This is a genomic window from Pseudomonas sp. (assembly GCF_036404235.1).
Taxonomy (GTDB): Bacteria; Pseudomonadota; Gammaproteobacteria; order Pseudomonadales; family Pseudomonadaceae; genus Aquipseudomonas.
In genome coordinates, this window is sequence record NZ_DASWOT010000124.1 from 25,222 (window position 1) to 50,470 (window position 25,249).

Annotated in this window: 18 protein-coding genes; 7 read left to right on the forward strand and 11 right to left on the reverse strand. The window is 56.7% G+C overall.

Features of this window, described 5'->3' with window-relative positions; genetic code table 11:
- Positions 1-202 precede the first annotated feature (202 nt).
- Positions 203-1,306 carry an ABC transporter substrate-binding protein gene (locus VGC62_RS15910; protein ID WP_331188039.1) on the reverse strand — a complete coding sequence of 368 codons (1,104 nt, stop codon included), beginning with the start codon at positions 1,304-1,306 and terminating at the stop codon, positions 203-205.
- A 598-nt stretch (positions 1,307-1,904) separates the two neighbouring features.
- Positions 1,905-3,542: a 5-guanidino-2-oxopentanoate decarboxylase gene (locus tag VGC62_RS15915; protein ID WP_331188040.1), complete on the reverse strand. Its 1,638-nt coding sequence runs from the start codon at positions 3,540-3,542 to the stop codon at positions 1,905-1,907.
- 173 nt (positions 3,543-3,715) lie between these two features.
- On the opposite strand from VGC62_RS15915, the gene VGC62_RS15920 reads away from it, so the two are divergent.
- Positions 3,716-4,606, forward strand: a complete 891-nt coding sequence (locus tag VGC62_RS15920) for a LysR substrate-binding domain-containing protein (RefSeq protein WP_331188041.1) — start codon at positions 3,716-3,718, stop codon at positions 4,604-4,606.
- A gap of 435 nt (positions 4,607-5,041) precedes the next feature.
- Complete coding sequence (locus tag VGC62_RS15925; RefSeq protein ID WP_331188042.1) at positions 5,042-6,550, forward strand: MDR family MFS transporter; 1,509 nt, start codon at positions 5,042-5,044, stop codon at positions 6,548-6,550.
- 37 nt (positions 6,551-6,587) lie between these two features.
- Here VGC62_RS15925 and VGC62_RS15930 read toward each other — a convergent pair whose 3' ends face one another.
- Both VGC62_RS15930 and VGC62_RS15935 read right to left on the reverse strand, forming a co-directional pair.
- Positions 6,588-7,406, reverse strand: a complete 819-nt coding sequence (locus VGC62_RS15930) for a cache domain-containing protein (protein ID WP_331188043.1) — start codon at positions 7,404-7,406, stop codon at positions 6,588-6,590.
- A gap of 409 nt (positions 7,407-7,815) precedes the next feature.
- Positions 7,816-8,448: a TetR family transcriptional regulator gene (locus tag VGC62_RS15935; protein WP_331188044.1), complete on the reverse strand. Its 633-nt coding sequence runs from the start codon at positions 8,446-8,448 to the stop codon at positions 7,816-7,818.
- A gap of 250 nt (positions 8,449-8,698) precedes the next feature.
- Here VGC62_RS15935 and VGC62_RS15940 point away from each other — a divergent pair, with 250 nt between their 5' ends.
- From VGC62_RS15940 to adeC, 3 genes are read left to right on the forward strand one after another with little or no spacing between them, the layout of a single operon-like run.
- Positions 8,699-9,865: an efflux RND transporter periplasmic adaptor subunit gene (locus VGC62_RS15940; RefSeq protein ID WP_331188045.1), complete on the forward strand. Its 1,167-nt coding sequence runs from the start codon at positions 8,699-8,701 to the stop codon at positions 9,863-9,865.
- A gap of 3 nt (positions 9,866-9,868) precedes the next feature.
- A complete protein-coding gene (locus tag VGC62_RS15945; RefSeq protein ID WP_331188046.1) occupies positions 9,869-13,003 on the forward strand; it encodes an efflux RND transporter permease subunit in 3,135 nt (1,044 codons plus the stop codon).
- On the forward strand, positions 13,000-14,466 hold the full coding sequence (gene adeC / locus VGC62_RS15950; protein WP_331188047.1) for an AdeC/AdeK/OprM family multidrug efflux complex outer membrane factor: 1,467 nt from the start codon (positions 13,000-13,002) through the stop codon (positions 14,464-14,466). Before VGC62_RS15945 ends, adeC begins: the two co-directional genes overlap by 4 nt.
- 59 nt (positions 14,467-14,525) lie before the next feature.
- Here the strand turns inward: adeC and pcaD are convergent, their stop codons facing one another.
- The 6 genes from pcaD to pcaR all read right to left on the reverse strand — a co-directional run bounded on the left by pcaD (position 14,526) and on the right by pcaR (position 20,713).
- The gene (gene pcaD, locus VGC62_RS15955; RefSeq protein ID WP_331188048.1) at positions 14,526-15,314 is read right to left on the reverse strand and encodes a 3-oxoadipate enol-lactonase; all 789 of its coding nucleotides are present in this window, start codon (positions 15,312-15,314) and stop codon (positions 14,526-14,528) included.
- 88 nt (positions 15,315-15,402) lie between these two features.
- Positions 15,403-16,692, reverse strand: coding sequence for an MFS family transporter (locus tag VGC62_RS15960; RefSeq protein WP_331188049.1), 1,290 nt, complete (start codon positions 16,690-16,692; stop codon positions 15,403-15,405).
- Between the two features lie 189 nt (positions 16,693-16,881).
- The gene (pcaF, locus tag VGC62_RS15965) at positions 16,882-18,084 is read right to left on the reverse strand and encodes a 3-oxoadipyl-CoA thiolase (protein ID WP_331188050.1); all 1,203 of its coding nucleotides are present in this window, start codon (positions 18,082-18,084) and stop codon (positions 16,882-16,884) included.
- Positions 18,081-18,860: a CoA-transferase subunit beta gene (locus VGC62_RS15970; protein ID WP_414705810.1), complete on the reverse strand. Its 780-nt coding sequence runs from the start codon at positions 18,858-18,860 to the stop codon at positions 18,081-18,083. The genes pcaF and VGC62_RS15970 overlap by 4 nt, the downstream gene beginning before the upstream one ends.
- Complete coding sequence (locus tag VGC62_RS15975; RefSeq protein WP_331188051.1) at positions 18,860-19,717, reverse strand: CoA transferase subunit A; 858 nt, start codon at positions 19,715-19,717, stop codon at positions 18,860-18,862. Before VGC62_RS15975 ends, VGC62_RS15970 begins: the two co-directional genes overlap by 1 nt.
- Positions 19,718-19,870: 153 nt before the next feature.
- Positions 19,871-20,713 (reverse strand): pca regulon transcriptional regulator PcaR, encoded by an 843-nt coding sequence (gene pcaR / locus VGC62_RS15980; RefSeq protein ID WP_331188063.1) that lies wholly within the window; start codon positions 20,711-20,713, stop codon positions 19,871-19,873.
- Between the two features lie 837 nt (positions 20,714-21,550).
- On the opposite strand from pcaR, the gene VGC62_RS15985 reads away from it, so the two are divergent.
- On the forward strand, positions 21,551-21,748 hold the full coding sequence (locus VGC62_RS15985; protein ID WP_331188052.1) for a hypothetical protein: 198 nt from the start codon (positions 21,551-21,553) through the stop codon (positions 21,746-21,748).
- A gap of 263 nt (positions 21,749-22,011) precedes the next feature.
- Positions 22,012-23,484, forward strand: a complete 1,473-nt coding sequence (locus tag VGC62_RS15990) for an inorganic phosphate transporter (RefSeq protein ID WP_331188053.1) — start codon at positions 22,012-22,014, stop codon at positions 23,482-23,484.
- A gap of 73 nt (positions 23,485-23,557) precedes the next feature.
- On the opposite strand, the gene VGC62_RS15995 is transcribed toward VGC62_RS15990, so the two are convergent.
- Positions 23,558-25,045: a helicase HerA-like domain-containing protein gene (locus VGC62_RS15995; protein WP_331188054.1), complete on the reverse strand. Its 1,488-nt coding sequence runs from the start codon at positions 25,043-25,045 to the stop codon at positions 23,558-23,560.
- Positions 25,046-25,249: the final 204 nt, after the last annotated feature.

Genomic DNA, 25,249 nt, shown 5'->3' on the forward strand with positions numbered 1-25,249 from the left:
GACGCATCAGTTGCCTGCACCCATGTCATCGCGGGTAAGCGCGTGCTCATCAAATACAAATATAACTATCTGAATAAAAGAGATTTTCTGTAGGAGTTGCCGAAGGCTGCGATAAAGTCCACAGGACCTTCAAGGGGCCATCCGAAACACTGTGTGCACCCCTCGCAGCCTTCGGCGATTCCTACAGAAACTCAAGAAATAATCAGGACGAGAAGATTTCGGTATACCGACGAATCCACTCTTCATGCACCGTCGCCAAAAACACGTTGTCGTGCATGATCGCTTTATCGGCAATTTGCTCTGGTGTCAGGATGTACGGGCTCTTGCGCGCTTCGGCGGAGATCACTGCTTTGGCGTTGACCGGGCCGTTGTAGATGTCTTCGGCCATCTTGCCCTGCACCACCGGGTCCAAAGAGTGGTCGAGGAAAGCGTAGGCCAGATCTGTGTCGCCGGGACGATTCTTCGGCATCACCGACTGCATCAGGTCGGTATAGAAGCCTTCCTTCATGCCGAAAGTGGCACCCAGACCGTAGTTCGGATCGCGAATCTGTTTTGGGAAAAACGCTGGAGCGTATAGCCCACCCATGTCCAACGAGCCTGTACGGAACAGTTCGGCGATCTGGTTCGGGTTTTCACCCAGTGTCACCACGCGATCTTTCAGCTCGGCCAGTTTTTTGAAGCCTGGTTCGATGTTGTGCTCATCGCCACCGGCCAGTTTGGCGGCGATGATGATCAGGTCCATTGCCTCCGTCCAGTTCGGCGGTGGCAGGAAAATATTCGGCGCCATGTCCTTGTCCCACAACGCCGCATAGGTATCCGGCGCCTCTTTCACGGTGCGAGTGCTGTAGATCAGACTGTTGCACCACAACAGATAACCGACGCCGTGACCATTGGCACCGGTGCGGTATTTCTCCGGCACGTCGACGATGTTGGGAATGCGGTTGAGGTCCGGTTTTTCCAGCAGGCCCGCTGCAGCGAGACCTTCAGCGCCGACACCCGCCAAGGTGATGATGTCGTATTGCGGACGATCACCACCGGCCTTGAGCTTGGCAACCATTTCCGAGGTGCTGCCGGTACGGTCGGCAATTACTTTGGCGCCTGTCTTGGCTTCAAAAGTGGCTGCGATGTTGCGTAGCGCCGCCAGGCCGGTGTCGTCTGACCAGGTCAACAGACGCAGGGTTTTGCCCTGGAACCTGGTGTCACTTGCGCTCGCTCGGATGAAAGGCATGGACAGGGCCGCGGCCCCCACCGACGCAACACCCACTGCCTTGATGAATTGCCTTCTGTTCAGATCATGTTTACCCACGTCGGACTCCATTTTTTCGGCTGCGTGGTTGAGGGAAATCGCACCTGAGCGCGCACCAGGGCCTTGTTGTAGTACCCGCGCTCCGGGCACTGCAGCAAGTCGGCGGGGTCATCCTGCGGGGGTGCAGGACCCTCAACAATCGAAAGTTTTTCATTGAAGCCATGTGCTCGACGCATGCCTTCTCACGAGGCATGCGTGAGCCATTTGGGAGCGAATCCAAAGGTGCGGATGACGTGTTTGATTCCTGAAAAGCCTGCAAGCCCCACACGCTCTGTTCGCGTTCGAGGCGGCTTTGTTAGTCGCCGCCCCAAGCGGTCTGCGAGAAGCTCTGCTGTGCCGCACAAAGCCCCGCCTGCAGCGCGTTCGACAGCGCTTGTGTCACAACTGACGAGATTAGTAACCAGACTGCACAGGTTGTCGTTGGCCAGAGTGATGGCTTGGGCCTCGCGGGCAAAACCGTGCCCGCACCGCATCAAGTAGAAAGTCTGTTCACGCGCCAGCGCACTGTCGAGGGGCACCTCGGTGAACACAGCGGTCTGCAAAAAATTGCCCAGCAACGTACTCGCCAGCCACTACCGGCCGCAAACGGTGGCGTCACTCACGATGCGGTCAATCCATTCATCCAGTTGCGTTGATCGATTTCGATCAAGGTCGGGCCTTGGCGGTCATTGGCCGCTCTCAATGCCACTTTGAGCTGCTCGACACCCGATACCGCTTCGGCCGCGCAACCCAACGCTCTGGCAACACCAATGAAATCCGGGGTGTAGATGTCCACGCCTACCGGCTCGATAGCGCGGTTGACCATGTATTTCTTGATCTCTTCGTAGCCCTGGTTATTCCACAACAAGACGATGATCGGTGTCCGCGCTTCCACGGCACTGGCCAATTCAGAGAGTGTGAATTGCAAGCCACCGTCACCGATCAGGCACGCCACCGGGTTACGTTCCCCGCGGTCCTGACTGCCTAACCATGCGCCGACAGCAGCGGGCAGAGCGTACCCCAGGGTGCCGTAGCCGGTAGACGAGTTAAACCAGCGGCGCGGGTGATCGAGGTCCAGCGTCAGGTTGCCGGTATAGACCGGCTGGGTCGAATCACCCACCAACACAACGTTTGGCAACACCTCAAGCACGGTTTTCAGGAACAGCGTCTGCCCGCGCATTGCCTCATCCCAAGCGCTTTGCAGGGTTGCGCGCAGGGCTGCCACACGCACACGGCCCCAGTCATCAACGCGTGCCTCTGGAGTGTGTTCGGGCAGGTTCGCGATCAACGCTTCAACGGCAGTCTTCGAATCGGACACCAAGGCCACGCTTGGCGCGAAGTTGCGTACCGTCTGATCAGGGTCGATATCGATACGCAACAGCGCGCCAGGAATCCTGAAGCGGCCCTGAAAAGTGATGTCGTAGTCGGTCTCGGCAAGCTCCGTGCCGATGGCCAGCACCACATCGGCGGCTTCGATCATCTCGCGGGTCGGTTCCAGAGATTGAGTCGAGCCGATCAGCAGCGGATGATTCGACGGCAACATGCCTTTGGCGTTGATGGTCAGCGCGACAGGAGCGTCCAACTGCTCGGCCAGACGAGTCAGCGCTGCCGCTGCGTCAACAGCGCCGCCGCCAGCGAGGATCAGCGGACGCTTGGCGCTTGCCAACAGCGCGCTCATTCTCGCGATGGCCGCAGGCGCGGGACCGGCGCGACTAATGCTGACTGGCTCGCTGCTCAGCAGTTCGTCGGCGTCCTCGACCAACACGTCCAACGGGATTTCGATGTGGACCGGGCGCGGGCGACCTGCCTGAAACAGGGCAAATGCGCGCGCCAGCACCAATGGCAGTTCGCCGGCAGACATCAGCGTGTGGGAAAACGCTGCGACGCCAGCCACCAGTGCGCTTTGCGAAGGCAGTTCATGCAACTTGCCCCGCCCACCACCCAACTGATTGCGCGATTGCACGCTGGAAATCACCAGCATCGGGATCGAGTCGGCGTACGCTTGGCCCATGGCCGTGGTGATGTTAGTCATCCCAGGCCCAGTGATGATGAAACACACGCCCGGTTTACCGCTGGTGCGTGCATAGCCATCGGCCATGAACCCTGCGCCCTGCTCGTGGCGCGGCGTGACGTGATTGATCGTCGAGCTGGCCAGCCCACGATACAGCTCAACAGTGTGTACGCCCGGAATTCCGAACACCCGCTCGACGCCATAGCCTTCGAGTAACTTCACCAACACTTCACCGCAGGTCGCCATGTCTCTGAGTCCTTGTCTCGGATATTGCTGGATGCCGGAACCGTTCAACTGCTCTCATCTCACAGGTAGGGCACAAACAGCAGTGAGGGTAATTGGAACCGTGCAGCCATATCTGTGACAACGCAAAAAATGTCATGCTTAGGCATGTTCTCAACTCATGCCTGCGCCCACTGATGAAACGGCTGCCTCCCCTCCCTGCTCTTCATACTTTTCTGATCACGGCTCAGTGCTGCAATTTCACGCGCGCAGCAGAACTGCTGCACATCACTCAGGGCGCGGTGAGCCGGCAAATTTCCGGGCTGGAAAGCCATTTGGGTTACAGCCTGTTCCAGCGTCAGGCCCGAGGCTTGAGTCTGACTGCGCAGGGTCGCGAGTTATTCCCGAGGATTCAGCAGATTTTCACGCTGATCGATGAAGCAGTGGATCAAGTAGGCGTCAAGCGCGAGGCGCTGCAACTCAAAGCGCCGACCTGCATGATGCGTTGGCTGCTGCCGCGACTACTGCAATGGCAGAAGGATCGGCCTGACGTGCCGGTAGAACTGACGACCACCGTGCAGCACGCGGTGGATTTCCGCCGCGAGGAATTCGATGCCGCAGTTGTGTATGGCGCCCGCCCTGATGGTTCGATGCAGGTGCATCACATCTTTGACGAACAACTGACCCCTGTTTGCTCTCAGCAACTGCTTGACGGCCCAGTGCCACTTAAAGCCTTGAGCGATCTTGAGCAACACATGCTTTTGCATCCAACCCGAGACCAACGCGACTGGGAACAGTGGCTCAAAGCTGCCGGTACAACCTTGAGTAACATCGGCAAAGGTCAGCATTTCGACACACTGGATTTGGCGATGACGGTAGCATCCCAAGGAGCTGGCGTAGCGATTGGTGACTGGGCACTGATTGGCGAGGACTTGAGCGCCGGTCGTCTGGTTATGCCTTTCGATCTTAGGGTCAGAACCGGGGCTGCGTATTATTTCGTCCACCCGAACCGTTCGGGAGCATCTGCGCAATTGCAGGAGTTACTTGACTGGTTGCTGGCTCAGGCGTCTGCCAGAGAGCAAGCCTAACGCCAAGTGTTCCCACAACGACATTGGCGCTGATAAAAACTTTCAATGTGCCATCGGCTCACCATCATCCCAATCCCGGCCTACACTCACTTTGTCCCGTTTAAAAATCTTTTTAAGTCGGATAAAGGTACTCGGCATGAAAACCACAATAAAAAGACAATGCATTTATGTACTGGCTGTTGCTTTCGTGCTTTCCCTATACGGTGCTGGCGCGTATCGAATCGAACAATTACGGCAGACACCACGCGTGGCCGTTTGCAGCTTTGGTCACTGTAATCCAACGGATGCAAGCTTCAGTGCATTGCGATGAGTTCCCCCATAAACGCCTGATCGCACGGCAAGGGAAGCTATCGATTAGCAAGCTAACGGACTAGACTGAGCAACCTTTCCTGCTGATGTTTTCGGTGGGGCAATCTGCCAGTTTGGGTTCCAGCCTTGACCAGTCTCAATCAAACCAGACCGAACATCCGCAGCATATTGTTCGCGCTGATGATGGCGGTATTTCTCAGTGCGTTGGATCAGACCATTGTTGCGGTCTCGATGCCCGCCATTTCCGCTCAATTCAATGACTTCGATCTGCTCGCCTGGGTGATCTCTGCCTACATGGTGGCATTGACTGTGGCCGTGCCGATTTACGGTAAGCTGGGTGATCTTTATGGCCGGCGCCGCTTGATGTTATTCGGGCTCGGCACCTTCACCCTGGCATCGCTGCTCTGCGCCATGGCACAAAGCATGGAGCAACTGGTGTTGGCTCGGGTACTTCAGGGTATTGGTGCAGGCGGCATGGTCTCGGTCAGTCAGGCGATTATCGGCGACATCGTCCCGCCGCGCGAACGCGGTCGCTATCAGGGTTATTTCAGCGGCATGTATGCTGCGGCCAGTGTCGCAGGCCCGGTGCTTGGCGGCTTCATGACCGAATATGTGTCCTGGCGCTGGGTGTTTTTCATCAACCTGCCGCTGGGCTTCGCAGCCTGGTGGGTGGCACGCAAAACACTGGTCGGGCTGCCCATCCCACAACGCAAGCCGATCATTGACTACCTTGGTACGGTGCTGATGATTATCGGCTTGACCGCCTTGCTGCTGGGCATCACCGAAATCGGTCAAGGCCACAGTTGGCGCGACCCACACGTCCTCGCTCAATTGGGCGTCGCATTGCTGGCGCTGGCGGTTTTCGTCGTTTACGAACGCCGAACCCGCGAGCCGTTGTTACCCATGCACCTCTTTGCCAATCGCAGTGCGGTGCTGTGCTGGTGTACGATTTTCTTCACCAGTTTTCAGGCAATCTCGCTCATCGTGCTGCTGCCATTGCGTTTCCAGACCGTAACCGGGGGTGGCGCTGACAGTGCAGCGCTGCACTTGCTGCCACTGGCCATCGGCATGCCGATAGGCGCTTATTTCGGAGGTCGTCGCACCTCGCTGACCGGTCGTTACAAGCCGATCATTCTCACAGGCGCACTGCTGATGCCGCTGGCGATTCTTGGCATCGCCTTCACACCACCACAATCGGTAGTGCTGATCAGTCTGTTCATGGTGCTGACGGGGATAGCCAGCGGGCTGCAATTTCCTACATCGCTGGTGGGCACGCAGAATTCGGTCGAGGCCAAAGACATGGGTGTCGCCACTAGCACTACCAACCTGTTCCGCTCACTGGGTGGCGCTGTCGGTGTGGCCTTGATGTCGGCACTATTGCTGGCGATGCTGGCAGGTTCAGGACTGACTAATCCGAGCGATACTCCAATCGCTGGCGAGGGCATGTCCGGCAATCTGTTGATGGACAGCCTGCATGCTGCGAGCGGTCCGGCACTTGAGTTGCTGCGTGGGCAGTTGTCGATGACCTTTCAACACCTGCTGCTCACCAGCGCCGCAGTGTCATTGTTCGGTCTGGCGGCTGCTGTGGCGATGCCGAACAATCTGTTGCGCGGCCGCGCCGACAACGACCGTTAAAAAAGCCGAGCAGGGACTCCCTGCTCCCTGCCCGTCTTCAGCCGTTGTAATAACCCACTGCGACTAGAAAACTGCCCACCTTGCGTATGTACGCGTGCTTGTGTTCGATCTTGTTGGTAACAGGGTTACGCCAGCGATACTCGTACTCGCCTTCGCTCTGCTTCTTGATCATCTCCAGCATGGGTAAGCCAACCGGCTTGCCTTCCGGGTCCTTGACCTTGCTAAAGTCGGTATTGACCAGCCGCAGGTTGATGCCGTGGGCGACATAGCGCTTGGTGGCGGTATTGACGACGAACACGTAGAGATCGTCCTGTAAAAATCCGCCTTTCAGGCTGTTGATGGCGTCGAGTGTACCCTTCTCATCCGCGACCAGCGCTTTGGACGCTTTATCGAGTAAAGCTTTAGCCTGTTCCGGTGCTGCGCGCGGTAGGTAATAGCCCACAGCCAATACTCGATTGTCTACGCGCTGAAAGTAAACGCGTTTGCGCTCGACCTTGCCGTCAGCCCAATTTTTCCACCGGTATTCGGCCTGCTGAATGCCCGCGCTTTCCGGTGTTTGCAGTACCTGCCTGAAGCTCTTCTGCAATTCTGGGTCCAGCACCGAGGACACGTCGCGCCCAATCAGCACCACCGACGGACCGCCACTGGCCAGCATGATGCCGTTGGTATCAGTGACGAAGACGTAGCGCTCGCCATCGACAAACTCACCTTGCCGACTGAACTCAGCGAAGGCCTTGTCGCCTTCCTGACGGAAACGGGCCACGGCCTTTTCCAACAACGCCTTGGCAGCGTTTGCTTCCTGCTCTTGATCGCCAGCGGCCCACACCTGACCGAAACACAGACATGCAAACACCATGACTATAGCGTTTCTGAGAATATGACTTCCTGATACAAGCACCATCACCGACCCTCGTTGTTATTAGTCTTGTTGGAACAGTTGGCTCAGAGCTTAGACGCGATATGGCAATGGGGAAGTATTCTCACAGCCAATACGTATTAGCGCCAGGCATCAAATCGAAGAGGCAGACGTATCAGACACTGCTCGAACCACTCACGACGTTCAACCTGGAAAGCTGTCCGTCGGCTGAAGGAGCACGGAGAATAAGTAAAGGGTAGGTAAACCAACTATTCAAATAGCAGTAAGAAAGGTATAGATACAGGCTAAGCGCCATACCGTTATAGTCGACCGGATCGATGCCCTGCTTCAAGAAGCAGCAATGACATCCTGATCTCATGCATGAACGTGATCGATACTGATTTAATCGCTAACCCCGCAAGGCCGGGCTGAAGCGAAGCATGTCCAGGACGGTGTCTACCAATGGCTCGGCGTCCTCGTACAGCGAAAAGCTATCCGGGACCAGCAACCACTGACCGAGAACACCGTGGACATACGCATGCAAACAGATCGCTCCGCGCACGGGATTCAAATCGGAGGGTAGCTGCCGCTGACGCACGGCGTTACTTAGAGTCAAGGCAATCCGCTCGTTACAGTCCAGAAAAATAATCTGGCGCTGGCGACGCATGTCACACATTTCGTCGGTGAATTCGAATTTATGAAACAGAATTTCATTGATACGACGGGTTTTTGGGTCTATTGCAACTTGTTGAAACAAATGAATCAGAAGTTTTCGCATCCAGCCCAGCGGATCGATTTCATCCTCTCTCTCGCTGGCTCTGGCCATATCCTCAAGCGGCTCATGCAGGCTGTCGAGCATCGCCTGCACCAAATCCGCCTTGTTGCTGAAATGCCAATAAATCGCGCCGCGGGTCACTCCCGCCAGTGCCGCAATGTCCGCCAGGGTAGTCCTGGCAACACCTCGCTCATAAAAAGCTTTTTCCGCCGCTTCCAGAATCTGCTTGCGGGTTTCCTGAGCTTCCTCTTTGGTGCGTCGGACCATGGCAGTAAAACCTCAATGAAATTGCTTCAGGCTTTCAGGTCTAACGGCCTGAATAGAATGCCGGGCGGCCTTTGTCTTGCCTTGTCCCGTATTTACAATCGATTGCTTGCTGCGTCCGATTGTCACAGACTGGGCTATTTACAAACAACCGCGAATGTAAGTATATTCGTTAGCCTACTACTTATCCAGTCGAAAAATATTTTCGCCCCTTCCACTTTCATGAGCGTCAGCTCCTGACCCGAGGATCTTCATGCAATTCAAGCCAGCTGTTACCGTACTGGTCACTGCCGTCGCCTTGGCATCGCTGCTCAGCGGATGCAGCAAAAAGGAAGAGGCGGCCGCTGCACCACCGCCTCCTCAGGTCGGCGTAGTTACTCTTCAAACCCAAGCCTATACCTTGACCAGCGAACTCCCTGGTCGCACGACTGCGTTCCGCATCGCGGAAGTCCGTCCACAGGTCAACGGCATTATCCTCAAACGCTTGTTCACCGAAGGTGCTGACGTCAAGGCAGGCCAACAGCTTTATCAGATCGACCCCTCGATCTATCAAGCGACTCTCGACAGCGCCAAGGCCACTTTCCAGTCGACTAACTCGCTGGCCACTCGCTACAAGCAATTGATCAACGAGCAAGCGGTCAGCCGTCAGGAATACGACACCGCCGTCGGTTCCGCGCGTGAAGCTCAGGCTGCTGTACAGACCGCCGAGATCAACCTGCGTTACACCAAGGTCTATGCGCCGATCTCTGGCCGCATTGGGCGCTCCTCGGTCACCGAAGGCGCATTGGTCAACAATGCCCAGACCGACGCCATGGCAACTATCCAGCAGCTCGATCCGATCTATGTTGACGTGGTTCAGTCCTCGGCCGACATGCTGCGTCTGCGCCGCGAACTGGAAAGCGGCAAGTTGCAGAAAGCGGGCGACAATGCCGCCAAGGTCAAACTGATCCTGGAAGACAGCACTCTCTACGGACAGGAAGGCAAGCTTGAGTTCTCGGAGGTCTCGGTCGACCAGACCACCGGCTCCGTTACCTTACGCGCCGTGTTCCCGAACCCTGAGCACCGTCTACTGCCAGGCATGTTCGTTCACGCCCAATTGCAAGCCGGTATAAACGCTCAGGCGATTCTGGTGCCACAACAAGGCGTCACTCGCGACCTGAAAGGCACGCCAACCGCGCTGATCGTGAATAACGACAACAAAGTGGAGCAGCGCACGCTGGTCGCCAACCGTACCTCGGGTACCGATTGGTTGGTCGAGCAAGGCCTGAGTGCAGGTGACCGTGTGATCACCGAAGGTCTGCAATTCGTCAAGCCGGGCGCGCAAGTGAAAGTCGCCGATGCGACTAACGTCAAATCTGCAGTTCCCGCCCCGGCCACTGCCCCGGCAACCGAAAAAGCCGCAGGCAGTAAAGGGGAGTAATCCATGTCGAAATTTTTTATCGACCGTCCGATTTTCGCGTGGGTTATCGCCCTCGTGATCATGTTGGTCGGGGCTCTATCGATCCTCAAATTGCCGATCAACCAATACCCGGCCATTGCGCCGCCGGCCATTGCTATTCAAGTGACCTATCCAGGTGCCTCTGCACAGACCGTGCAGGACACCGTGGTCCAGGTGATCGAGCAACAGCTTAACGGTATCGATAATCTGCGTTATGTCGCCTCGGAAAGTAACTCCGATGGCAGCATGACCATCACAGCCACTTTCAACCAGGGTACCAACCCGGATACCGCGCAGGTTCAGGTCCAGAACAAACTGAACCTGGCAACGCCTCTGCTGCCGCAAGAAGTGCAGCAGCAAGGTATTCGGGTCACCAAGGCAGTGAAAAACTTCCTGATGGTGATCGGCCTTGTGTCCGAAGACGGCAGCATGGCCAAGGAAGACTTGGCCAACTACATCGTGTCCAACATGCAGGATCCGATTTCCCGGACCTCCGGCGTGGGTGACTTCCAGGTGTTTGGTGCTCAGTACGCCATGCGCATCTGGCTCGACCCTGCCAAACTGAACAACTTCCAGCTGACGCCGGTGGATGTGAAAACCGCCATTGCGGCGCAGAACGTTCAGATTTCATCCGGTCAGTTGGGCGGCCTGCCAGCGACTAAAAACCAACAACTCAACGCTACCATCATCGGCAAGACCCGCCTGCAGACTGCCGAACAGTTCGGCAACATCTTGCTCAAGGTCAATCGTGACGGTTCGCAAGTGCGCGTGAAAGATGTCGGCACCGTCGGTCTGGGCGCCGAAAACTACAGCATCGATTCGCAGTTCGACGGTAAACCCGCCTCGGGTCTGGCGATCAAACTGGCCACAGGTGCTAACGCCCTTGATACGGCGAAAGCAATCCGCGAGACCATCAACCAGTTGGAACCGTTCTTTCCGCCCGGCATGAAAGTCGTTTATCCGTACGACACCACGCCAGTGGTCAGTGAATCGATTTCCGGGGTAGTCCATACCTTGGGCGAAGCGATCGTCCTGGTGTTCCTGGTGATGTACCTGTTCCTGCAGAACTTCCGTGCCACCATCATCACCACGATGACCGTGCCCGTGGTGCTGTTGGGTACGTTCGGCATCCTTGCGGCGGCCGGCTTCACTATCAACACCCTGACCATGTTCGGCATGATCCTGGCCATCGGCTTGCTGGTGGACGACGCCATCGTGGTGGTGGAAAACGTCGAGCGGGTAATGGCCGAGGAGAAACTTGGTCCGCGAGAAGCCACGATCAAATCCATGGAGCAGATTCAAGGCGCACTGGTCGGTATCGCCATGGTGCTCTCGGCGGTGCTGTTGCCGATGGCCTTTTTCGGCGGTTCGACGGGTGTGATCTACAAACAGTTCTCGATCACCATTGTGTCGGCCATGGCACTGTCGGTGCTGGTTGCGTTGATCTTCACTCCGGCCTTGTGCGCCACCCTGCTCAAGCCGATTGACCATGAAAAACACGGTCAGCCTAAACGCGGTTTCTTCGGCTGGTTCAACCGCACCTTCGACCGTAGCGTCAAGAGCTATGAGCGCGGCGTCGGCAACATGCTGCGCCACAGGCTTCCCGCGTATCTGGTTTATCTGCTGATCTTCGCCGGCATGATCTGGATGTTCACCCGCATTCCGTCCGCATTCCTTCCGGAAGAAGACCAAGGTGTGATCTTCGCCCAGGTACAGACGCCACCAGGCTCATCGGCGGAAAGAACCCAGGCAGTACTGGATGAGGCGCGCAGCTACCTGCTCGACAAAGAGTCGTCCGCGGTCAAGTCGGTGTTCACGGTGAACGGCTTCAACTTCGCTGGTCGTGGTCAGAGCTCTGCCCTGGCGTTCATTATGCTCAAACCGTGGGATGAGCGTGACGCCGACAACAGCGTGTTCGCCCTGGCCAAACGTGCTCAAGCGCACTTCTTCACCTTCCGCGATGCACTGTCGTTTGCTGTTGTTCCGCCCTCAGTACTGGAACTGGGTAACGCCACCGGTTTCGACTTGTATCTGCAGGATCAGGGTGGCGTAGGTCACGACAAGCTGATGGAAGCGCGTAACCAACTGTTGGGCATGGCTGCCCAGAGCAAGATACTGGCTGGCGTGCGGCCGAACGGTCTGAACGATGAACCGCAGTACCAACTGCTGATCGACGACGAACGCGCCAGTGCCTTGGGCGTGACACTGACGGACATCAACACCACGCTGTCTGTGGCGTTTGGTGGCAACTACGTCAACGACTTCATCGACCGCGGTCGGGTGAAGAAAGTCTATGTGCAGGGTCAACCCAATGCGCGGATGAAGCCTGAAGACCTTGAGAAGTGGTACGTTCGCAACAGCGCAGGCGATATGGTGCCATTTGCGTCGTTCGCCAGCGGCCAATGGGTCTTCGGTTCGCCTAAACTGTCGCGTTACAACGGCGTACCAGCCGAAGAAGTGCTGGGAACTCCAGCGCCGGGCTATAGCTCGGGTCAAGCGATGGCCGAAGTCGAAGCACTGGTGAAGAAACTGCCAGCGGGCATTGGTTATTCCTGGACCGGCTTGTCGTATGAAGAGCGGCTGTCCGGGTCGCAGGCACCAGCGTTGTATGCCTTGTCGATCCTGGTCGTCTTCCTCTGTCTGGCAGCGTTGTATGAAAGCTGGTCGATTCCGATCGCGGTCCTGCTGGTTATCCCGCTTGGCGTTATCGGTGCGTTGATGGCAACCAGCTTGCGCGGTTTGTCCAACGACGTGTTCTTCCAGGTGGGCCTGTTGGTGACGGTGGGGCTGGCGGCGAAAAACGCTATTCTTATCGTCGAGTTCGCCAAAGAGCTACACGAGCAAGGGAAAAGTCTGGTCGATTCGGCTATTGAAGCCTGCCGCATGCGTCTGCGACCGATCATCATGACGTCCATGGCGTTCATCCTCGGCGTTGTGCCGTTGGCGATTTCCACCGGTGCAGGTTCGGGCAGTCAACACTCGATCGGTACCGGCGTAATCGGCGGTATGATCACTGCCGTGGTCCTGGCGATCTTCTGGGTACCGCTGTTCTTCGTATCGGTCTCCGGACTGTTCAAGAGCAAACAGAAACACACTCCAAACGATGAGGCTGGCCAATGAGCAAGTCCCTGATCTCGCTGGCAGTTACCGCGTTTATTCTCGGCGGCTGTTCGTTGATCCCCGATTACAACCAGCCTGCCGCCCCGGTCGCCGCACAGTATCCGCAAGGTTCCGCGTATTCGCCGACCGAAGCGGCAAACGTTGCGGCGGCCGAGCAAGGCTGGCGTCAGTTCTTCCATGATCCGGCACTGCAGCAGTTGATTCAGACTTCGCTGGTCAATAACCGCGACCTGCGTGTCGCGGCGTTGAACATCGATGCCTACCGAGCGCAGTACCGCATTCAACGTGCCGACCTGTTCCCGGCGGTAGGTGCCGAAGCCACCAGCACCCGTCAGCGGGTTCCAGCTGACTTGTCGACAAGCGGCCAGGCCGGTATTTCCAGCCAGTACTCAGTGGGCTTGGGAGTCAGCGCTTATGAGCTGGACCTGTTTGGCCGTATCCGCAGCCTCAGCGAACAAGCCTTGCAACAGTACTTCGCCACCGAAGAGGCTCGTCGCAGCACGCAGATCAGCCTGGTGGCCAGCGTCGCCAATGCTTATCTGACCTGGCAGGCGGACAAAGAGCTGCTCAAACTGACTCAGGACACCTTGGGTACATTCGAAGAAAGTTACCGCCTGACCTCACGCAGCAACGAAGTTGGCGTGGCCTCGGCACTGGACCTTGCGCAATCGCGGACTTCCGTCGAGAGCGCTCGCGTCAAGCTGTCGCAATACCAACGCTTTGTCGCTCAGGACCTGAACAACCTGACGCTATTACTCGGCACTACCCTGCCCGACAACCTGCCAGCCGGTCGGCCTCTGAGCAACGACCTGCTGACCGAGTTGCCACCGGGCTTGCCGTCCGACTTGCTGCAACGTCGTCCCGATATCCTGCAAGCGGAATACAACCTCAAAGCGGCGAACGCGAACATCGGCGCCGCTCGTGCAGCGTTCTTTCCGAGCATCAGCCTGACGGCCAGTGCCGGTACTGCCAGCGGTGATCTTAGCGGTCTGTTCAAAGGGGGCTCGGGTACGTGGTTGTTCACGCCACAAATCAATCTGCCGATCTTCAACGCCGGCAGCCTGCGTGCGAGCCTGGATTACTCAAAAATCCAGAAGGACATCGGCGTCGCCAACTATGAGAAGGCGATTCAGACAGCATTCCAGGAAGTCTCCGACGGCCTGGCTTCGCGCAAAACCTTCCGCGAGCAGTTGCAGGCACAAAACGATTTCGTCACCGCCAACCAGGATTACTACCGTTTGGCTGAGCGTCGTTATCGCATCGGGATCGACAGTAACCTGACCTTCCTCGACGCCCAGCGCTCGTTGTTCAGCGCGCAGCAGTCGTTGATCAGTGATCGTCTGTCGCAATTGACCAGCGAGGTCAACTTGTATAAAGCGCTGGGTGGCGGTTGGTACGAAAAAACCCCGACCGGTCAGAAGCAACCGACCTCAGGCGATGTGCCTTCGACTCGACTGTTCTGATTTAAATGCTGCATAAAAAACCCATCGATTGATGGGTTTTTTATGGGAATCGATTCCCTTCAACTCAACAAAAACTCCATCACCCGCAACGAAAATACCTCGCCCAACTCGACGTTGGACAAATGCGCCGCATAGTAATCAGACAGCTGCGAGCCATGAATATGGTTCTGCAAGTAATGCCCATCAGCAAGTGTTGTAACCGAATCGTGGCTGCCGCAAATAATCAGTGTGTCCCCGGTGATAGAGCCGACGTGCTTGAGAAAGTCCGCGTCGCGTACCGCTGCACAGCATGCGGCATAACCCTGTGGTGAGGTAGCGGCCAGTACATCGGTCACGGCTTTCACCGTATCGGTGTGGTTGGTCGCAAACTCCGGTGTAAACCAGCGTTGCGGCGCCGTTTGCGCCAGCGAAGCCATACCCTGCTCGCCTTCACGTTCCAGCAGCCCAATGCGCTGATTCCAGATCTCGGGCGTCCCGATTTTCGCCGCGGTGTTACTCACAATCAGCTTGTGCAAACGGTCGTTGGCATGAGTCCCCAGCCATTGACCAATCAGCCCGCCCATCGACAATCCGCAGAAATGCGCCTGCTCGATATTCAACGCATCAAGCAGTGCCAATACATCCTGACCCAATTGCTCAATGGTATAAGGGCCTTGGCTGACCAGCGACTTGCCGTGCCCACGGGTGTCATAGCGCACCACCCTGAACGACTTGCTGAAAGCAGCGATCTGCGCGTCCCACATGTGCAGATCAGTGCCGAGCGAATTGGATAACACCAATACCGGAGCACCTTGGGGCCCCTCTATCTGGTAGTGCATTTCACCGTCATCAAGTTGTACGAATGCCATAGCGACTCCTCTTTATTGAGCACCAGCGTGATCGAAAACCAATGAAGTATGGATGACGCGCGCCCCAACAGCGGCGCGCGTAGCTCAATCAGTGATCTTCGTGCAGATAAGCCGGTTGTTTAGGCAGACGCAGACTGAACAGGAAGGCGATTGCCATCATCGCGGTGACGTACCAATAGAAGGTGTTTTCCATATTCATGCTTTTCAGGCCCAGCGCCACATACTCGGCCGAACCACCGAAGATCGCGTTAGCCACGGCATAGGCCAGACCCACCCCCAGCGCACGGACCTGAACCGGAAACATCTCGGCCTTCACCAGACCGCTGATCGAGGTATAGAAACTCACGATTGCCAGCGCCAGGGTAATCAGCACAAATGCAATAACCGGGCTGGTGGTGGTTTTCAGCGTCATCAGCAACGGCACGGTACACAACGTACCCAACCCGCCGAACCACAGCATCGAAGCACGACGACCGATCTTGTCAGCCAAAGCACCGAACACAGGTTGCATGCACATATACAGGAACAGCGCGCCGGTCATGATGTAACTGGCGACCTTGGCGTCCATGTGAACGGTGTTTACCAAGTATTTCTGCATGTACGTGGTGAAGGTGTAGAAAATCAGCGAGCCGCCAGCGGTATAACCGAGAACGGTAATGAACGCCGCTTTGTTGTGCTTGAACAGTGCCGACATACTGCCGGCGTCCTTGTCCTGACGCGCTTCGGCCGTCGTGGTCTCTTTTAATGTGCGACGCAGCAACAGCGAAATCACAGCCGCAATAGCACCGACAACAAACGGGATACGCCAGCCGTAGGCTTTGAGCTCATCAGAACTTAGGAATTGCTGCAGGATGACCACGGTCAGCACTGCCAGCAACTGACCGCCAATCAGCGTCACGTACTGAAACGAGGCGAAGAAGCCGCGCTGCCCCCGCAATGCCACTTCACTCATGTAGGTCGCCGTAGTGCCATATTCACCACCCACCGACAACCCCTGGAACAAGCGCGCTACCAATAACAGCGCTGGCGCCCAGGCGCCGATCGAGGCGTAGGTCGGCAGACAAGCGATCACCAGCGAGCCGGCGCACATCATCAACACCGAAATCATCATGGAGTTTTTGCGGCCATGCTTGTCGGCCACACGGCCGAACAACCAGCCACCGATAGGACGCATCAAAAAGCCGGCAGCGAATACACCCGCCGTGTTGAGCAATTGAACGGTCGGGTCATCGGACGGAAAGAACGCCGGAGCAAAGTAGATCGCGCAGAACGCATAAACGTAAAAATCGAACCATTCAACGAGGTTGCCTGAAGAGGCCCCCACAATCGCAAAGATACGTTTACGCCGCTCTTCCCCGGTGTAGTGAGTCGTTGTCATTATTTTTCCCCAGTTTTAAAAAACGGCCGGTTAAACGACCGGCCCTAAGTCGCCAGTCTACGACATAACCTGTAACACTAAGACTTAAGCAGTAACTCGCTTTCACCACAAGCGCAATCACCCAAGTCCACGATTCGCCTGTCCTGGAGGCATATCGCAGCGTTGGGTGACCAAGTTCCGGTAGCCGTTTTATCGTTCTATCGCCAACGCCAGCCCCTGTCCTACGCCAACGCACATCGTGGCCAAGCCTTTGCTGCCGCCGGTTTTTTCCAACTGATGTAATGCGGTCAGTACCAATCGTGCGCCACTCATGCCCAACGGATGGCCCAACGAAATGGCACCGCCATTGGGATTGACCTTGGGTGAGTCGTCAGCAATTCCGAGCTCGCGCATCACTGCTAGGCCTTGGCTGGCAAAGGCTTCGTTGAGTTCGATGACGTCGAAATCCGATATCGCCAACCCCAGACGCTCGACCAATTTGCGGACTGCGGGCACAGGACCGATGCCCATGACCCGAGGCTCAACCCCAGCACTGGCCATGCCGAGCACACGAGCGCGTGGCGTCAGGCCATGTTTTTTCACCGCATCGGCAGACGCGAGAATCATCGCCACTGCGCCATCGTTCAGCCCTGCCGCATTACCTGCCGTGACGGTTTTACCCGCACCGTTCACGGGTTTGAGCTTGCTCAGCGCATCGATATTGGTGTCGGCACGCGGATGCTCGTCCTTGTCGACGATGGTTTCGCCCTTTTTATGGGTGACGCGCACGGGCACGATCTCTTCGGCGAAGAAGCCAGATACTTGCGCTGCTGCCGCGCGTTGCTGGCTACGCAGCGCGAAGGCATCCTGATCTTCGCGAGAGACCTTGAAATCCTCGGCGACGTTATCACCGGTCTGCGGCATGGTTTCGACGCCGTAGAGGTCTTTCATTTGTGGGTTGACGAAGCGCCAGCCCAGCGTCGTATCTTCCAGCTTCTGGCCACGGCCAAATGCAGCGTCGGCCTTACCCATGACGAATGGCGCGCGTGACATCGACTCGACGCCACCGGCAATCGCCAGCTCCATCTCACCACAGGCAATCGCGCGGAACGCTGTGCCGACTGCGTCGAGGCCTGATGCACAAAGACGATTTAGAGTCACGCCTGGCACGGTTTCCGGCAGGCCTGCCAACAGCAATGCCATGCGCGCCACGTTACGGTTGTCTTCGCCAGCCTGATTGGCGCAGCCGAGGAATACCTCATCGACTTCGCTCCAGTTCACCGAAGGGTTGCGCGCCATCAAAGCCTTGATGGGCAATGCGGCCAGGTCATCGGCACGCACGGTCGCCAAAGCGCCGCCGAAACGGCCGATGGGGGTGCGAATCGCGTCGCAGATAAAAACGTCACGCATCATGCTTCTCCTGGTGCCTGACCGTGAGCGGCAGCGGTTCGCGCTTCCAGATCACGCAAGGCAGTCAGCTCGTAGTCGCTCGGTTCATCGGAATAAACTACATTCTCAGCAAAACGCAGCGCCCAGCCGGTGGCCGCAATCACTTGCTCGCGGGTCACCCCCGGATGCAGGGTGGTGACCACAAACTCGTTGCTGCCCTCCTCCGGCTCCATGACGCACAAATCGGTGATGATGCCGACCGGCCCTGCACCCGGCAGACCGAGGCGTTTACGCGAATCACCGCCTTCGCCGTGCCCTACTGAAGTCATGAAATCCAGCTTGTCGACGAACGACCTAGATGATTGCTTGAGGATAATAAGCACCTGCTTGGCGGAACCGGCGATCTCCGGCGCACCGCCTGCACCCGGCAAACGGACTTTGGGGTGGTGATAATCACCGACCACGGTGGTGTTGATATTGCCAAAACGATCAACCTGCGCGGCCCCAAGGAAGCCGACATCGACGCGGCCACCTTGTAGCCAGTAACGGAAAATTTCGCTGGTGGACACCACGGTATCCGCCGTTTCGGCCAACTCACCGTCACCGATGGACAACGGCAGCACATTCGGTTTGGCGCCGATAGGGCCCGATTCATAAATCAGCACAACGTCAGGCGATGACGTCAGACGCGCCAAATTGGCTGCCTTGGATGGCAGGCCAATGCCGACGAAGCACACCGCACCATTGTTCAAGCGGCGCGCTGCGGCCACGGTCATCATTTCACTGGTGGTGTAAGTCATTATTTTGCCTCCGAAGCGCTGGCCAACTTGCTCTGAAATTCACTGAAATCTGCGGTGCCGTGAATGTATTCGGCAATCCACGCGGTGAACGTCTCACGGTCGCGAGCGATAGGGTCCCACGCCTGGTAAAAACGGTTATCGCGCTCGTAGTAACCATGCGCATAGGAAGGATGCGCACCACCGGGTACGACGCAGACCGCGCTCAAGGCCCAGGTCGGCAAAACGCAAGCGTTCATCGGCGCCTTGAGGTCATCGACGATTTCTTCGACCGTAACAATGCAGCGCTTGGCCGACAGGGCCGCTTCTTTCTGCACCCCAAGAATGCCCCACAGCAGCACGTTGCCTTTGCGGTCGGCCTTTTGCGCGTGAATCACCGTGACGTCCGGGCGAACTGCCGGCACGGCAGCGAGCACTTCGCCGGTAAACGGACAGGTCACGGTTTTGATCAACGGGTTGACCTTCGGCAGATCGGAGCCCGCATAAGCGCGCAGCACAGCAAATGGCAGACCCGAAGCGCCTGCGACATAGGCATTGGCGAGGTCAGCATGACTGTGCTCTTCGATTTCCATTGGCCGAGGCCACTGCTTTTCAACCGCATCACGCAGGCGGTGCAGTGAACCGACGCCCGGATTACCGCCCCACGAGAAAATCAGTTTTTTCGCGCAACCCGCGCCGATCAATTGGTCGTAGATAAGGTCAGGCGTCATACGAACCAGCGTCAGGTCTTTCTTCTGCTGACGAATGAGCTCATGGCCTGCGGCGGTAGGAATCAAATGGGTGAAGCCTTCAAGCGCAACGGTGTCGCCATCGTTGACGAATTGCTTCACGGCGTCGCGTAGGGAAATGATTTCAGCCATGAGGTGCTCCAGGGTCAAATCTCAATGATGAACAGCGCTGTGGGCTGCGCTGGAATGAGATTGAGGTTATGCCTGGGCACAGAGCGGAACAATCCGATAATCGACTATGTGTTCGATAATCGAACACATAACACTGCAATGACCCTGGTCCAATCAGGTAAATAACTGCGTACTCAAATCCCGACTGGCGTCGAGCATGATCGGCAGAAACTTCTGCTCCAACTCGTTACGCGTGACGCGCCCGGCGCTGGTACTGACATTCAACGCGGCCAACACCTGCCCCGAGGCGTCATAGACCGGCACGGCAATAGAACGCAAACCTTGCTCCAGTTCCTGATCCACGATGCACCACCCCTGCTGGCGAACCTGCTGTAGGCATTCAAGCAAGGCCTCTGCGGTTCGCAACGTTCGGCTGGTCTTGGGTTGCAGGTCGACGTGTTCCAGGTACTCCTGCAGTGATACGTCATCGAGCGCCGCCAGGAGAATCCGCCCCATGGACGTGCAATACGCAGGCAAACGCCCCCCCACTGCGAGGTCCACGGAAATGAGGCGCTGGGTAGTCGCCGAGCGGGCGATATAAAGAATGTCATTGCCCTCAAGCGTCGCCATATTGCAAGCCTCATGCAACTGATCACTCATACGATCAAGATAAGGCTGAGAAGATACCGCCAATGGCGTCGACGACAAGTAGGCGTGTCCGAGCGTGAGCACCTTGGGCAGCAGTGAATAGGTTCGCCCATCCGTAGTGGCGTAACCCAGCTTGATCAGCGTGTGCAGGCAACGGCGTACGGCCGCGCGAGGGATCTCGGTGCGGTGACTGATCTGCGCGATGGTCAGATGCCGCTTGCGCTCCTGGAACGCATGGATCACAGCCAGCCCCCGTGCCAACGACGTCATGAAGTCGGGATCGCCTGTCAGCGCCTGAATACGCTTGGCCGGCGACGCGACGATGGGCGGAGCCAGTGAGGCGAAAGAATTACGCAGTTCATCGTTCATCATTAATACCGTTCGTCGTGGCTTGCACAGCCTTACAGATAGCCACTCTCGCCTTGTTCATCGACACTGGCAAGACCGTTTTGGGCGATTATCGAACGACTGGCCGATAATCGCATTTGACCCATCGCTGCGTTGCTTATACCTTTCACACGCCACATGTGGCTTCTTGGAAATACTGGTCAGGTACCCACTGAGAAGTCCCAGGCACGGCCTTGCTACCCGCAAGGCCGTTTTTTTCCTTTCAGGACATCCAAGCCATTGCAAAGGCGCTCTGGATGCGTGTAGGAACAATTACCAAGTCACCAGGAAGCCGGTATTTTCATTGGAATTACGTCGTCAGAAATTTGTCTGCTGGCGCCTGTCATTTAAATAACAAGTTTCGTCATAATTTTGCCTTCCTTAACTTCAGAACCTTCGTACAAAAAAACACTACTATTCCGTGCTTATTGAATGCCGAGAACATAGGCGGTTGACTCTTTCAGCGGTCTTGGAGATAGTAGCGATCAATTGACGCGCTATAACGCTGCGACGTGATTACGCCACTGCCCAACCGGCGTGGATCCCATCACGACACGCATGCACCGTGAACGTGCAATGCGCAGCGATAGACAGGCCAGAAGCCTGGTCGATCAGCCAGCCCCCTGGCAACCCAAAGAGTATGTCGCTACGACAGTTGTTTTTCTGGTGCCCGTAGCCGCATGCGGCAGAAGTGATTAATTCTTTTTTGTTGAAAGCTCCTTACGAGTTGTTATCCGACAGCTCAACTGCCGACAACATTCAACACTTCTCACCGCTGCGTCATCACCAGTATCCATTCAAACTAAACAAGGTAATACCGTGACGAAAGATGAACTGCGCGCGGAACTAGAGCGCCAGGAACAACGTTACAAGGATGTATACGGCGGGGAAATCACCACCTACGCTGCACAACCCGAGCCCGAACGCAAGCCGTGGCGCAAAAGAGCGAGCCTGCTGGATCAAGCGTTCCAGCAAGAACTGCAAAAGATGGAAAAAGAGCTTAAAGAAGAACCCTGAAGGTCCTGATCTTCGACGCCCATGATTTTTTTTGCGCGTCTTATCTTAATGGTTGGCACGATTCTTACCCGGTTTCAGCCAAGGCCTCTCGTTTCGTCTGGGGCTGAGGCGTTAACGCTTGCATTTCGTTTTCAGACAGGAAGTCAACAGGTGTGCGGACATGAAATTTCGTTGCAGGTTGCTACCAATTAGCAGCTTGCCTATCGATTAGTTTTTTTTCTGTCATAATCCCGCCCCCTTAATACCGGGTCAGAAAACCTTCCATGATCGATTTATTCAGCGGACTGGATGCTTGGGTAATTGTGAGCCTCGTGCTTGCCTTGGCATTTGTCCTCACCTTCGAGTTCATCAACGGCTTTCATGACACCGCCAACGCGGTGGCGACAGTCATCTACACCAAGGCCATGCCGCCACATCTGGCTGTGTTCTTTTCCGGTATGTTCAACTTCCTCGGGGTGTTGCTCGGGGGCGTCGGTGTTGCCTACGCCATTGTTCACCTACTGCCGGTCGAATTGTTGATCAACGTCAACACAGGTCATGGCTTGGCGATGGTGTTCTCGTTATTGGCAGCCGCCATCACCTGGAACCTCGGCACTTGGTACTTCGGTATTCCCGCCTCCAGCTCTCATACACTGATCGGCTCGATTCTGGGTGTGGGTCTTGCGAACGCACTGCTCAACGACATTCCGCTGGGTGAAGGCGTTAACTGGCAGAAAGCGATCGATATCGGCGCATCTTTGGTGTTTTCGCCACTGGCGGGCTTCTTCGTCGCGGCGCTGGTGCTGATCGCACTAAAGACCTGGCGCCCGCTGTCGAAGATGCACAAGACACCTGAACAACGCCGCAAACTCGACGACAAAAAGCATCCTCCGTTCTGGAACCGTTTGGTGCTGGTGATTTCCGCCATGGCGGTCAGCTTCGTACACGGCTCCAACGATGGCCAAAAAGGCATCGGTCTGATCATGCTGGTGTTGATTGGTATCGTGCCTGCGCAGTTCGTGCTCGACCTGAGCAGCACCACTTACCAGATTGAGCGCACACGCGATGCCACGCTGCACTTGAGCCAGTTCTACCAGCGCAACAACGCCACGCTGGGTGAATACCTGGCATTGGGCAAGTCGCAGAAAGGCGATCTGCCCGAGCGGTTTAGCTGCAATCCGGAGCAAACAGAACCGACCATCGACGCCCTGCTCACCAACCTGAAAGGCGTGTCCGATTACCACTCAATCGCCCCAGAACATCGCATCGAAGTCCGTCGTTACCTGCTTTGCCTGGATGACACCGCGCGCAAGGTAGGCAAGCTGCCAAACCTCGACGCCCGTGAAAAATCGGATCTGGACAAACTGCGCAAAGACCTGACCACGACCACCGAATACGCGCCATTCTGGGTGATCCTCGCTGTGGCGCTGGCACTGGGGGTCGGGACCATGGTCGGCTGGAAACGCGTCGTGCTGACCATCGGCGAGAAAATCGGCAAACAAGGCATGACGTACGCTCAAGGCATGTCGGCCCAAATCACTACCGCTTGCGCCATCGCTGCGGCCAATGTATTCAGCCTGCCGGTGTCGACGACGCATATTCTGTCTTCCGGCGTCGCCGGAACCATGGTCGCCAACAAAAGCGGCCTGCAAGGCGGTACCGTGCGTAATATCCTGCTGGCTTGGATATTGACCCTTCCGGCGACTGTCCTGCTGTCGGCTGGTTTGTTCTGGCTAGCGTCCAAAGCGTTGGCTTGATTCAACGAACGGTATACAAAACTGAGGGAGCAGAAAAATCTGCTCCCTCAGTTGTTTAGGGCCGCTTCCAGTCTTACTTCCTTTTCTTGCCGGTACCCAACAAAGACCCCATCAAACCGCGTACCAATTCTCGCCCGATCTGATTGGCCGCTGTACGCATCGCGTTTTTCATCGCCTGACCTGCCAAACCGCCCAGAAAACCTCCCGCCATATCGGCAAAACTACCACCCTGCGCTTCCTGGGTCGGCGTGGTACTGCCTTCAGGGGCTGCGACTTTGCGCGCCAGCAGCATTTCGTATGCAGATTCACGGTCCACCGGCTTGTCATAGCGCCCGGCCAATGGCGATTTGGCAATCAAGCTGGCACGCTCTGCTTCGCTCAACGGCCCGATGCGCGACTGCGGCGGCGCGATCAATACACGCCTGACCATTTCCGGCGTGCCTTTGTCCTGTAATGTCCCGACCAATGCCTCACCTGTGCCCAGTTCGGTCAGCACCGCCAACGTGTCGAACTCTGGATTGGGACGAAAACCGTCCGCCACGGCGCGCAAAGACTTTTGCTCTTTGCTGGTGAATGCACGCAAACCATGCTGAATGCGCAAGCCCAGTTGAGCAAGGATGTCGTCCGGTAAATCGCTTGGTGATTGGGTGACGAAGTACACGCCAACGCCTTTTGAACGAATCAACCGCACCACCTGTTCCAAGCGCTCTTGCAACGCTTTGGGCGTATCGGCAAACAGTAAATGGGCCTCATCGAAAAACAGCGCCAGTAGCGGTTTGTCCGCGTCACCGCGCTCAGGCAATTGCTCGAACAGCTCTGCCAGCAACCACAACAGGAACGTCGCATACACCTTGGGCGCCTCATGCACCAGACGACTGGCGTCGAGTAAGTGAATTCGCCCTCGCCCATCGCTGGCAGGTTGCAAGATGTCTTCAAGCTGCAACGCCGGCTCGCCGAACAGGGCTTCGGCGCCTTGCTGCTCAAGTACCGCCAGACGACGAAGCAGTGCCTGGCTCGACCCGGTAGTCATCAGGGCGCTGTCTTCGCCCAATAGCTCCGGCTGTTCGCGAAGGTGATTAAGCAGCGCCTTGAGATCCTTGATGTCCAGCAGCAACAGCCCTTCGCGGTCCGCTACCTTGAATGCCGCGTACAAGGTGGATTGCTGGCTGTCGGTCAGCTCTAACAAGCTCCCCAGCAGCAACGGTCCCATTTCCGATAGTGTTGTGCGCAACGGATGTCCAGACTGACCATGCACATCCCACAACGTAACGGGGTAGCCTTGGGGCCGATGATTCAGCCATGGCATCCCGGCGATTCGCTCAGCAATTTTGCCTTGTGGATTGCCTGCCGCACCGAGCCCGCACAGATCACCCTTGATATCAGCCGCGAACACCGCAACCCCGGCATCGCTGAAGGCTTCGGCCAAACGCTGAAGGGTCACGGTTTTGCCGGTGCCTGTCGCTCCGGCGATCAAGCCATGACGGTTCGACAGACGTAGCGCTTGCCCGACCGGCTGCCCGTCGAGACTGGCGCCAAAGACAATTTGTTGAGAATCAGGCATGTCATCCCCCGCCGATTAAAGATTGTTATTCATAGCACGCCGACAGCCGATGAGAAAAAACCGCTCACGCTGCCACGTAAGATAACGCCAACACGAGCCAGCGTTCCTTCACTTTAGCCGACACATCCTTGAGCCGGTTAATCCAGTGCGCTGCCACGCACTTACGACCGAACAACTATTCTTGTGAGTGGTCAATCAAAGGGA

Excerpts from the sequence above, each read along its gene's own strand:
- VGC62_RS15915 (WP_331188040.1), bottom strand. The coding sequence starts at position 3,542 with ATGGCGACCTGCGGTGAAGTGTTGGTGAAGTTACTCGAAGGCTATGGC.
- VGC62_RS15920 (WP_331188041.1), top strand. The coding sequence starts at position 3,716 with ATGAAACGGCTGCCTCCCCTCCCTGCTCTTCATACTTTTCTGATCACG.
- VGC62_RS15930 (WP_331188043.1), bottom strand. The coding sequence starts at position 7,406 with ATGGTGTTTGCATGTCTGTGTTTCGGTCAGGTGTGGGCCGCTGGCGAT.
- VGC62_RS15935 (WP_331188044.1), bottom strand. The coding sequence starts at position 8,448 with ATGGTCCGACGCACCAAAGAGGAAGCTCAGGAAACCCGCAAGCAGATT.
- VGC62_RS15940 (WP_331188045.1), top strand. The coding sequence starts at position 8,699 with ATGCAATTCAAGCCAGCTGTTACCGTACTGGTCACTGCCGTCGCCTTG.
- VGC62_RS15945 (WP_331188046.1), top strand. The coding sequence starts at position 9,869 with ATGTCGAAATTTTTTATCGACCGTCCGATTTTCGCGTGGGTTATCGCC.
- adeC (WP_331188047.1), top strand. The coding sequence starts at position 13,000 with ATGAGCAAGTCCCTGATCTCGCTGGCAGTTACCGCGTTTATTCTCGGC.
- pcaD (WP_331188048.1), bottom strand. The coding sequence starts at position 15,314 with ATGGCATTCGTACAACTTGATGACGGTGAAATGCACTACCAGATAGAG.
- VGC62_RS15960 (WP_331188049.1), bottom strand. The coding sequence starts at position 16,692 with ATGACAACGACTCACTACACCGGGGAAGAGCGGCGTAAACGTATCTTT.
- pcaF (WP_331188050.1), bottom strand. The coding sequence starts at position 18,084 with ATGATGCGTGACGTTTTTATCTGCGACGCGATTCGCACCCCCATCGGC.
- VGC62_RS15970 (WP_414705810.1), bottom strand. The coding sequence starts at position 18,860 with ATGACTTACACCACCAGTGAAATGATGACCGTGGCCGCAGCGCGCCGC.
- VGC62_RS15975 (WP_331188051.1), bottom strand. The coding sequence starts at position 19,717 with ATGGCTGAAATCATTTCCCTACGCGACGCCGTGAAGCAATTCGTCAAC.
- pcaR (WP_331188063.1), bottom strand. The coding sequence starts at position 20,713 with ATGAACGATGAACTGCGTAATTCTTTCGCCTCACTGGCTCCGCCCATC.
- VGC62_RS15990 (WP_331188053.1), top strand. The coding sequence starts at position 22,012 with ATGATCGATTTATTCAGCGGACTGGATGCTTGGGTAATTGTGAGCCTC.
- VGC62_RS15995 (WP_331188054.1), bottom strand. The coding sequence starts at position 25,045 with ATGCCTGATTCTCAACAAATTGTCTTTGGCGCCAGTCTCGACGGGCAG.